Source organism: Novosphingobium bradum, assembly GCF_042646485.1.
In the GTDB taxonomy this organism is placed as follows: Bacteria; Pseudomonadota; Alphaproteobacteria; order Sphingomonadales; family Sphingomonadaceae; genus Novosphingobium; species Novosphingobium bradum.
This window is the reverse complement of sequence record NZ_JBHRTQ010000011.1, coordinates 35,069-45,074: the sequence shown is the minus strand read 5'-3', so window position 1 is coordinate 45,074 and position 10,006 is coordinate 35,069. Positions and strand designations below refer to the sequence as shown.

At 69.0% G+C, this 10,006-nt stretch carries 10 protein-coding genes; 5 read left to right on the top strand and 5 right to left on the bottom strand.

From position 1 onward, the window contains the following. The 5 genes from ACFOD9_RS13265 to ACFOD9_RS13245 all read left to right on the top strand — a co-directional run. On the top strand, positions 1-1,642 hold a 1,642-nt coding region (locus tag ACFOD9_RS13265; protein WP_379510604.1), incomplete at its 5' end, for a DUF2460 domain-containing protein. Continuing rightward, positions 1,639-2,457, top strand: a complete 819-nt coding sequence (locus ACFOD9_RS13260) for a DUF2163 domain-containing protein (RefSeq protein ID WP_379510603.1) — start codon at positions 1,639-1,641, stop codon at positions 2,455-2,457. The genes ACFOD9_RS13265 and ACFOD9_RS13260, both read left to right, overlap by 4 nt. Next, entirely contained in the window at positions 2,454-2,864 is a 411-nt protein-coding gene (locus ACFOD9_RS13255; protein WP_379510602.1) for a hypothetical protein, read from the top strand. The genes ACFOD9_RS13260 and ACFOD9_RS13255 overlap by 4 nt, the downstream gene beginning before the upstream one ends. A gap of 12 nt (positions 2,865-2,876) precedes the next feature. Continuing rightward, entirely contained in the window at positions 2,877-5,066 is a 2,190-nt protein-coding gene (locus ACFOD9_RS13250) for a GTA baseplate fiber-binding domain-containing protein (protein WP_379510601.1), read from the top strand. Between the two features lie 16 nt (positions 5,067-5,082). Further along, a complete protein-coding gene (locus tag ACFOD9_RS13245; protein ID WP_379510600.1) occupies positions 5,083-5,541 on the top strand; it encodes a DUF2793 domain-containing protein in 459 nt (152 codons plus the stop codon). 10 nt (positions 5,542-5,551) lie between these two features. Here ACFOD9_RS13245 and queC read toward each other — a convergent pair whose 3' ends face one another. The 5 genes from queC to ACFOD9_RS13220 are packed head-to-tail and all read right to left on the bottom strand — an operon-like array spanning position 5,552 to position 9,852. Beyond that, complete coding sequence (gene queC, locus ACFOD9_RS13240; RefSeq protein WP_379510599.1) at positions 5,552-6,259, bottom strand: 7-cyano-7-deazaguanine synthase QueC; 708 nt, start codon at positions 6,257-6,259, stop codon at positions 5,552-5,554. Between the two features lie 50 nt (positions 6,260-6,309). Beyond that, positions 6,310-6,861 (bottom strand): DUF3617 domain-containing protein, encoded by a 552-nt coding sequence (locus ACFOD9_RS13235; RefSeq protein ID WP_379510598.1) that lies wholly within the window; start codon positions 6,859-6,861, stop codon positions 6,310-6,312. Beyond that, entirely contained in the window at positions 6,822-7,739 is a 918-nt protein-coding gene (gene hslO, locus ACFOD9_RS13230) for an Hsp33 family molecular chaperone HslO (protein ID WP_379510597.1), read from the bottom strand. The genes ACFOD9_RS13235 and hslO overlap by 40 nt, the downstream gene beginning before the upstream one ends. Next, positions 7,736-8,665: an ornithine carbamoyltransferase gene (argF, locus tag ACFOD9_RS13225; protein WP_379510596.1), complete on the bottom strand. Its 930-nt coding sequence runs from the start codon at positions 8,663-8,665 to the stop codon at positions 7,736-7,738. The genes hslO and argF overlap by 4 nt, the downstream gene beginning before the upstream one ends. After that, positions 8,662-9,852 carry an aspartate aminotransferase family protein gene (locus ACFOD9_RS13220; RefSeq protein ID WP_379510595.1) on the bottom strand — a complete coding sequence of 397 codons (1,191 nt, stop codon included), beginning with the start codon at positions 9,850-9,852 and terminating at the stop codon, positions 8,662-8,664. Before ACFOD9_RS13220 ends, argF begins: the two co-directional genes overlap by 4 nt. Positions 9,853-10,006 lie beyond the last annotated feature (154 nt).

The window sequence follows — 10,006 nt, the reverse complement described above, 5'->3', positions numbered from 1 at the left end:
GGTGTTCCGCAACCTGGTGGCGCTCGGCTATCGGGACAGCCTGGTCCACTACGTGGGCATGAGCCACTTCCCCAGCCTGAAGGCCGAGGGGGCCAGCTTCGTGGTGGACCCGGCAGCGCCCGCGTTCTGCACGCCGGCACAGGCCTGGCACGCAAGCTTCCTGGCCTGTGCCGGGGAGGCCGGGTTTGCACCGATCCTTTCGTTTTCCTTCGAATGCCTGGCCCAGCATTGCCCGGACGCCTGGCAGCAGCGGGCCTTCGACGGAACCCCCGCGCGGACCGGCTGGGTGCCGCCTTCGGCCCTGCTTTCGCCGGCCAATGCGGCGGCCACGGCCTGGCTGGACAAGGTGGCCCGCAAGCTGGTTGCCCTGCTCAAGGCGGCCGGGCTGCCGGTGCGGGTCCAGATCGGCGAGCCCTGGTGGTGGGTCGACGGCGATGCCCGGATCTGCCTCTACGATGCGGCCGCCCGGACGGCCTTGGGCGGCTCGCCCCCCGAGATCGCATCGCTGCGCGCGGCGCTGACGGCATCGCAGAAGGCCTTGCTCGACAGTGCCGGGGCGATCCTGGCAGGAGCAACTCTGGCCCTGCGCGATGCGATCCGCGCCGAGGCTTCGCCGGCGGCGGCCGAAGTGCTGCTGCTGGCCTTCCTGCCGACCGTGCTCGATCCCGCCATGCCCGAGGCGCGGCGCGCCAATCTGCCGACCGGCTGGCACGCGCCGGCCTTCGACCGGCTCCAGATCGAGGACTACGACTGGCTGACGGCCGGCGCCGACGGCCTGCGCGCCACGGCCTATGCCGCCGCCGAGGCACGGCTGGGCTATGGCGTGAGCGCGCAGGACTATCTTTCCGGTTTCGTCCTCCTGGCTGCCGACAAGGCTGCCTGGCGGCGCATCGATGCCGGGATCGACGAGGCCCGGGAGCGCGGCATCGCCAATGTCTATGTCTGGGCGCTTCCGCAGATCTGCCGCGATGGCTTCGTGCGGCTTCCCAGCTTTTCACAGGACAATCAGATGCAGGCCTTCGACGATATCGCCTACCCGCTGGCGCTGGGGCTGGGGACTTCTGTCAGCCCCGAATTTTCCACCAACATCACGGTTACCGCATCCGGGTTCGAGCGGCGCAACAGCGTGTGGTCGAATGCGCGGCTGCGCTTCGACGTGGGGCCGGGGGTCCGATCGGAGGCGGACCTTGGCACCTTGCTGACCTTCTTCCGCGCCCGGCGCGGCGCCGCGCGCGGCTTCCGCCTGCGCGATCCTTCGGATTGCAGTTCCAACGGCATGACCGGAACCCCCACCGCGCTGGACCAGCGGATCGGCACCGGCGATGGCCTGAAGACCGCCTTCCCACTGATCAAGCAATACGGCGAGGGTGACGAGCCCCAGGTGCGCCGGATCACCCGGCCGGTGGCCGCATCGGTGAAGGTGAGCGTGGATGGCACCCTGCTGGCCTCGGGCTGGACGCTCGGGCCGCTGGGCGTGGTCCAGTTCGCCACGCCGCCTGCGGCCGGAGCCCTGGTGCGCGCCGGCTACCTGTTCGACGTGCCAGTGCGCTTCGCCGAGGACCAGTTGCAGATTGCCGGGGCCAATTTCGCCGCCGGCGAAGCCGTGACGGTTCCGGTGGTGGAAATCAGGGAGGACGTATGAGCCGGATCTGGTTTTCGCAGGAGCTGGAAACAACCGCCACCTTCTGGCGCATCTACCGCCATGACGGCGTGGCGCTGGGCTTCACCACCCATGATGCCGACCTGTGGGCCGACGACCTGCTGCACCGGGCGGCTCCAGGGATGATCCCTTCCGCCATCCGCTGTTCGGCCGATCTCGAGCCGGACAATGCGGAAGTTGATGGAGCCCTCACCCATGATGCGATCAGCGAGGCCGACCTAGCCGCCGGGCGCTATGACGGCGCCCGCATCGTCGTGGGCCTGATCGATTGGGAAAGCGCCGAGAGCCAGATCATCTACGATGGCTCGATCGGCGAGATTTCCCAGGATTCCGGCAAGTTCAACGCCACGCTGCGTTCGCGCAAGGCCGACCTCCAGCGTGACCTCATTCCCCGCACCAGCCCGACCTGCCGGGCCACCTTCTGCGGGCCGGACTGCGGCCTTTCGGGCGCCCGGTTCACCCACCGGGGCACGGTTGCCACGGCCGACCCCGGCGCGAACACGGTGACGGTTGCCACGACCATCGACCCGGCCGCCTTCGCTGGCGGCGAACTGCGCTGGCTGGATGGCCCGCTGGCCGGAACCCGGGCAACCGTGGTGGACTGCCTGGGCGGCGCGCTGCTGCTCGCCAGCCCGATCGAGGTGGCCATCGCCCCGGGATCGCAGGTGCTGCTGCGCGAGGGGTGCGACCGCACGCTGGCGACCTGCCATGGCCGGTTCGCCAATGCGGCCAACTTCCGTGGCGAGCCGTTCCTGCCCGGCAACGACCTGGTTGCCCGCTATCCGGTGGGACCATGACCCCCGCCGGATTTGCCGCAGCCGCCGGCGCGCTGGTGGGCTGCCGGTTCAGGCTCCACGGGCGGACGCCCGAAACCGGGCTCGATTGCGTTGGCGTGGCCGTGGCCGCGCTGCGCGCGTGCGGACGGCCCGGGCACCTGCCGACCGGGTATCGGCTACGCACCGGCGAATGGCCGGAGGCGGACAGCTGGGCGGCGCGCAACGGCTTCCATCCGGTTGGCGGCGCGCCGCAGCCGGGGGACGTCGTGATGACGGCGCCGGGGCCGGGGCAACTCCATTTCGCGGTGGTCAGCCCGGACCCGAGCCGGATCGTGGAGGCCCACGCGAGCTTACGCAAGGTCGTGCTCGGTCCGCTGCCACCTGACGCCGCCATCATCCGGCACTGGCGTCTCTGCCCGACTTCCTGACGAGGACACCCCATGGCTACTCTGGTCTTTTCCGCGCTGGGCACCATTCTCGGCGGCCCACTAGGCGGCGCCATCGGCGCGCTGGTGGGCCGACAGGTCGATTCCGCGATCATCGGCTCTCCTTCGCGGGAGGGGCCGCGTCTCAAGGAGCTTGCCGCCAGCACTTCCAGCTATGGCGCGCCGCTGGCGCGGCACTTCGGGCATATGCGAGTGGGCGGCTCGATTATCTGGGCCACCGACCTGGTCGAGCACCGCAACACGCAGGGCGGCGGCAAGGGCCGGCCCTCGGTCACGAGCTACGCCTATTCCGCCTCGTTCGCGGTGGCGCTATCGAGCCGGCCGATTGCCGGAATCGGGCGGATCTGGGCAGACGGGAACCTCCTGCGTGGCGCGGCCGGCGACATGAAGACTGGCGGAACGCTGCGCTTCTACAATGGCCATGGCGACCAGGAACCCGATCCGCTGATGGCCGCAGCCGAATCGCCCCTGCCCTGCCCGGCCTATCGCGGCCTGGCCTACGTGGTCTTCGAGGATCTCCAGCTCGCCGATTTCGGCAATCGCATTCCGGCGCTGACCTTCGAAATCCTCGCCGACGAGGGCGCCGTCAGCGTGGCCCAGATCTGCGACCGTGCCTTCGACGGCCTGTCGAGCGGGGTGACGCTCGCCGGGATTTCGGGCCTTTCGCAGGAGGCATCGCTCGCCGAAACGCTGGGCTCGCTCCACCCGATCCTGCCGCTGTTCTACGAGGTGGCTGGTGACGCGGTGCGCGTGATCGGCGAGGAAGGCGCCGCGCCGGTCGCGCTGCGCGAACCCACCGCCGCGACCAAGGATGACGAATTCGGCGCCAGGACCGGCTTTGCCGCCAAGCGGGCGAACGGTCGTCCGCAGACCCCGGCCGCGCTGCGCTATTACGACATCGACCGGGATTACCAGCCGGGCGTCCAGCGCGCCACCGGCCCGGTCCAGTCCGGCCAGCTCAACGCCGTTGAGATTCCCGTGGCGCTGGACGCGGCCCATGCCCGGAACCTGATCGAGGCTGCGGCGCGGCGGCTCGACTGGTCGCGGCAGAGCGTGTTGTGGCGCTCGTCCGAGATCGACCCGGCGCACCGTCCCGGCGCCCTGGTAACGATCCCCGCAATGCCCGGCATCTGGCGGGTCAGTGCCTGGGAGTGGCGCGCCAGCGGGCTTGAACTGACCCTGGTTCGCACGCCGTTCGCCGCCCCGCCAGCCGCGCTGTCGCTGTCAACCGACACGGGGCGGGCGGCGGCGGCCATCGATCGGTCCATCGGCACGACCTGGCTCACCGCGCTCGAACTGCCGTGGGACGGCACCGGGGCCGGCGATGTTCCCCTGGTGCGGGCGGCGGTCTCGTCGGCTTCGCCCGGATGGACCGGCGCCGCGCTGTATCTCGACGATGGCGACGGACAGCTTGTTCCCGCCGGATCGAGCGGGCGGACCCGGGCGACGGCGGGCACGGTCGTGACGGCCCCGGCAACCGCATCGCCACTGCTCGTGGACCGCACGAGCGGGCTGGTCGTCGAATTGCTGGGCGACGACATGGCCTTGCAGGACGCAACGATGCGCCAGTTGGCGATGGGGGCGAACCGGGCGCTGGTGGGCCAGGAGATCGTGCAGTTCGGCCGGGCCACCCCGCTGGGCAGCCGGCGCTGGAAGCTTGAAATCCTGTTGCGGGGGCGCGGGGGCACCGAGGCCTTCATGGCGCACGCCGCCGGCGAGCGCTTCGTGCTGCTCGACGATGCGCTGGTAGCGCTGGACGGCACCCTGGTGGCGCAAAGCCCGCTGACCACCGCCAAGGCGATTGGCGGCGGCGACGGGGCGCCGGTGGCGTCCGATATCGCGTGCCGGGGGCTGACCCAGCGTCCGCTGTTCCCGGTCCACCCCCGGGCGGTCTGGCTAAGCGATGGCAGCCTCCAGCTTGGCTGGACGCGCCGCGCCCGCGCGGGCTGGCTGTGGCGCGACCAGGTTGACACCCCGCTCAACGAACAGGCGGAACTCTATGAAGTCCTGCTGGGATCGGAGGCCGACATCATCGCGATGTGGGAGACGACCCAGCCGCAGCTCACGATTTCCGCCGCCGTGATCGCGGGGCTGGCCGCCGCCCATCCGGGCAAGCCGCTGATCGTGCGACAACGCGGCAGCTACGCCAGTTCCGCATCGCTTCACCTGACCTCCCTCATCTAACCGCAAGGGCTCCCCCATGTCCGACCCTGTTACATTTGATTCCACCAGCGCCCGCTTTTCGCTGCCCCTGCTGTTCGTCGGCCAGGCCCAGAAGGAAGATTTCGTCAACGAGGCCATCGTGATGATCGATGGGCTGCTGCATTGCGCGATCGAGGCGGAACTGAACACGCCGCCCGCGACGCCGATCGATGGCCAGTGCTGGCTTGTCGGCAGCGCGGCAACCGGGGCGTGGACTGGCCATGAGGGGGCGATCGCCATGCGCCAGCTTGGCCAATGGCTGTTCGCGCTCCCTCGCGATGGTATGCAAGTGCTCAACAAGGCCACGGCCCAGCGGATCGGGCGGATCGCCGGCACGTGGCGCGCTCCGGCGGCACCGACCGCTGCGAGCGGGGGAACCGTGGTGGATGTCGAGGCCCGCAGCAGCCTTGCCGCCCTCATGACGGCGCTCAAGCAGGCTGGCGTACTCCCCGCCTAGCGCCGCCGGCTCAATGGCCCGCGGCGTAGTGCAGCGGATCGACCAGGCCGGCGCGGCGAAAGCCGTCCAGCCGGAGCCGGCAACTGTCGCATTCGCCGCAGGCGAGGCCTTCGGGCGTGGGGTCGTAGCAGGACCAGGTGAGGCCGGCATCCAGCCCCAGGCGGCTGGCTTCGCGGGCAATCTGGTCCTTGCCCAGGTGCTGGAGCGGCGCATGAATGCGGAAGGCGCCGCCTTCGCTGCCAACCTTGGTGGCAAGATTGGCCACCTTCGCAAAGGCCTCGATGAATTCGGGACGGCAGTCCGGATAGCCCGAATAGTCGAGCGCGTTTACCCCGATGAAGATATCCTGCGCGCCGATGGCCTCCGCCCAGGCGAGGGTGAGCGACAGGAACACCAGGTTGCGGGCCGGAACATAGGTGACCGGAATGCCTTCGCCGAGGCCGTCCTTGGGCACGGCGATATCGTCGGTCAGCGCAGAACCGCCGAAGGCGCGCAGGTCGAGCGGCAGGATCACGTGCCGGGCAACGCCGATATGAGATGCAACCTCCCGGGCTGCTTCCAGCTCACGGCGATGGCGCTGATTGTAGTCGATCGTCAGCGCGTTGATCCGATAGCCTGCGGCGCGGGCAAATCCGGCGACGACCATGGAATCGAGCCCACCCGAAAGCAGGACTACTGCGTCCTTCGCGCCTTGATCGCCTTGATCGCCTTGTTCCATGTGGCCCGCGCTAAGCGCCTGATCGCGATCCTGCAAGCGGACCCGCGCGATCACGGCGCCGACTTGGCGCATTCTCCCACCCAGCGCCCTTCGGCCGCATATTCGAACGGCAGCCCCTCGGCCACGCCCTGGGTTTCGATCTGGATCAACTGCGACGTTTCCCGGCGCAGCTGGGTTCGGCCAAACCCGCTGCCCTTGCAGGTATATTGCACGGTGATCAGGCGGCTGGTCTGTTCAAGAACGAGCCTGTCGCACACCTTGCCGGGGTGCCGCAGCTGGATGAGGCCGGCTCCTCCGCGAATGCACAGGCGCTGCGCGACCGGGCCGCCATGCGGGCGCAATTCCCACTGGCCATCCCTGAGACTGGCCAGCAGGTTCACCGGCTGCGGCGCCTGCGCGGCAATACTCCCCGCGAGCACGACGCCCACGGCAGCGAATCCGCCCGCCAGCACTGTCTTGAACCGAATCATTTGCCTGGCCGCCCCCACAACTTGGCAAGATCGGGATCCTGTATAGTAAACCCCTTGACGGCCGCCAAGCCGGACCGGCTTGAACCGGATTTCTACAGGTCGATCCTGAAAACGCGCGAACAGAACGCGCAATCCACGGAAATCTGGCCAGCATCGTCGCGCATATGGACGCGCTCTTCCTCGGGGAAGCGCTCCAGTACTGATCGATAGTATTCGGCGGTGCACCGGCAGCCACGGACGAGATCGGGGCCGGGGCTCACCCTGACTTCCTGTTCTTCATGGAACAGGCGCCAGGCCAGGTCTTCCATGGTCAGATCCTGGTCGAGCAATTCGTCATGGCGGATCGATCCGCCCAGCGCCGCCACGTGCTCCCAATCCGGGTGATCCATCTGGACGTGGAGCCGCTCGCCACCCTCCTCGCTCTCGGGCAAGTGCTGGACCAGCATCCCTGCGGCCACGCAGCCGCCGGGCGTCGAACGCACGGCCACGCGGATCATGGTCGGGATCTGCTCCGACTGGCGAAAGTAGCTCTCGCAAGCGGCCGCCAGCGAGTTCCCCTCGAGCGGGACGATCCCCTGATAGCGCTGGCCGGTATCCCCCATGTCGAAGGTGATCGCGAGATAGCCCGGGCCGAACATGGCTTCCAGGCCCGGGTTGTTGCCGAGCCTGGCCAGCGCCGCCGGATCATGCCGGGCATAACCGCGCAATTCGCCCGCCCGGTAGTCGCACACGAGCAGATCGACCGCACCGCTCTCGGTCTGGGCCTGGAGGGTCAACTGGCTGTCGTCCGACTTGAGCAACGCCCCCATCAGCGCGCCCAGCACCAGGGCCTCGGCCAGCACGTGGCGGAGGGCCGGCGGATAGTCATGCGCGGTCAGGATCGTGTCGAGCACCGGCCCCAGCCGCACCATGCGCCCGCGCACGTTGCGGCTGGCCACGGTGAAGCCCAGGACGCGGTCGAAGCGGATGCCGCCGCTTTCGCCCGGCCCGGCCTGGACCGCCCCGCTCACAGTTGCCCGAACACCCAGCGCAGCACGCTCTTCTGCGCGTGGATGCGGTTCTCGGCCTCGTCCCACACCAGCGATGCGGCACTGTCTATCACCGCATCGGTCACTTCCTCGCCGCGATGGGCCGGCAGGCAATGGAGGAACACGGCGCCGGCCGCGGCCTGGGCCATCAGGGCCTCGTTGACCTGGAACGGCGCCATGGCGGCCAGCTTGGCCTCGGCATGGGCCTGGCCCATCGAGATCCAGGTGTCGGTAACCACCACGTCGGCCCCGCGGACCGCCTCCTGCGCGCTGCGATGGACCGAGATCCCGGCGCCGCGCGCCGTGGCCGCCGCGACATAGGCCGGATCGCAGTCGTAGCCTTCGGGCACCCCGATCCGCACGTTGAACTTCATCAACCCGGCCGCCTCGACGATCGAGGCGAGCACGTTGTTGCCATCACCCAGCCAGGCCAGCTCTAGGCCCGGCAGAGCCTTGCCATGCTCGATCACCGTCAGCAGGTCGGCCATGATCTGGCACGGGTGCGAGCGATCGGTGAGGCCGTTGATCACCGGCACGGTGGCATGGGTGGCCAGTTCCTCGATCTTCGCGTGATCGTCGGTGCGGATCATGATCGCATCGACCATCCGGCTGAGCACGCGCGCCGTATCGGCGATCGTCTCGCCCCGGCCAAGCTGCATCCCCCCCGCTTCCATCACGATCGCGCTGCCGCCAAGCTGGCGCATGGCGATGTCGAACGAAACCCGGGTCCGGGTGGAATTCTTCTCGAAGATCATGGCCAGGACGCGGCCCGCGAGCGGCGCATCGCGGTCCGGCTGCCCCTTGGGCTGGCCGCGGCGCGCGCCTTTTCGGTCCAGCGCATCGGCCAGCATCGCGGCGACGGCATCGCTGCCCGCATCCGACAGTTCGAGAAAATGCCGCAGGCTCATGCCGCTGCCTCCGCCTTGTAGCTGTCGGCCGCGGCCGATAGCCTCTCCATGAACTCGTCGATATGCGCCTCGTCGATCACCAGCGGCGGTACGATCCGCAGCGTGTTGTCGCCCGAGGAAACGGTCAGCACCTGGTGGTTGTCGCGCAGGTGGGCGACGAAGGCCCGCGGCTCGACCTTCATCTTCACCCCCAGCATCAGCCCGCGCCCGCGCACCAGCTCGAACAGCGCGGGGTAATTGCCGATGAACTGCTCCAGCCGGGCGCGCAGCCGCTCGCCGGTGAGCCGCACGTGCTCGAGGAAGGCCTCGTTGGCCACCGCATCAAGCACGGCCTCGCCCGCCGCCATCGCCAGCGGGTTGCCGCCATAGGTGGACCCATGAGTCCCCGCCACCATCCCGCGTGCGGCTTTTTCGGTCGCCAGGCAGGCGCCCAGCGGGAAGCCCCCACCCAGCCCCTTGGCCGTGGCCACCACGTCGGGCGTCACGCCATATTGCTCATAGGCATAGAAGGTGCCGGTCCGGCAGACCCCGGTCTGGACCTCGTCGAGCACCACCAGCAGGTCGTGCTCGTCGGCAAGCTGGCGCAGGCCGGCCATGAATTCGTCGCTGGCCGGGCGGATGCCGCCCTCGCCCTGCACGGGTTCGACCAGGAAGCCGGCGGTATTCGGGCCGATCGCCGCCCGGGCCGCGGCCAGGTCGTCGAAATCGACATACTTGAATCCCGGCAGCAAGGGCAGGAAGCCGTGGTGCATCTTCTCCTGGCTCGAGGCGCTGATCGTGCCCATGGTCCGGCCGTGGAAGGCGTTGTTGAAGGTGATCAGCTCGAACTTGTGATCGTTGCCGGCATGGCTGTGATAGGCCCGCGCGGTCTTGATCGCGCATTCCACCGCTTCGGCCCCGGAATTGGTGAAGAACACGGTGTCGGCGAAGGTCAGGTCGACCAGCCGCTGCGCCAGCCGCTCCCCCTGCGGGCTGCCGTAGAGGTTCGAAACGTGCATCAGCGTGGCCGCCTGGCGCTGGATCGCGCCGATCAGGCCGGCATGGGAATGCCCCAGGATGTTGACCGCGATGCCCGCCGCGAAATCGAGGTAGCGCCGGCCGTCCTCGCCGATCAGGTGGCAATGATCGCCGCGCACCGGGCGAAAGTCGCACCGGGGATAGACGGGCATGAGCGGGGTGATCGACATCGCAACGTTCCTTGAACACCTTGGGCCGTGCACAGGCTGGCCCTGAAGACCCTGCGGGAAACGCATACCCGCAGGGAAATGCAAACCCTCTGGAAAACCGGCCTCCCCGGCCGGACCCGGCGGGAAAGCCGCAACGCAAACGACAAATGGCGGC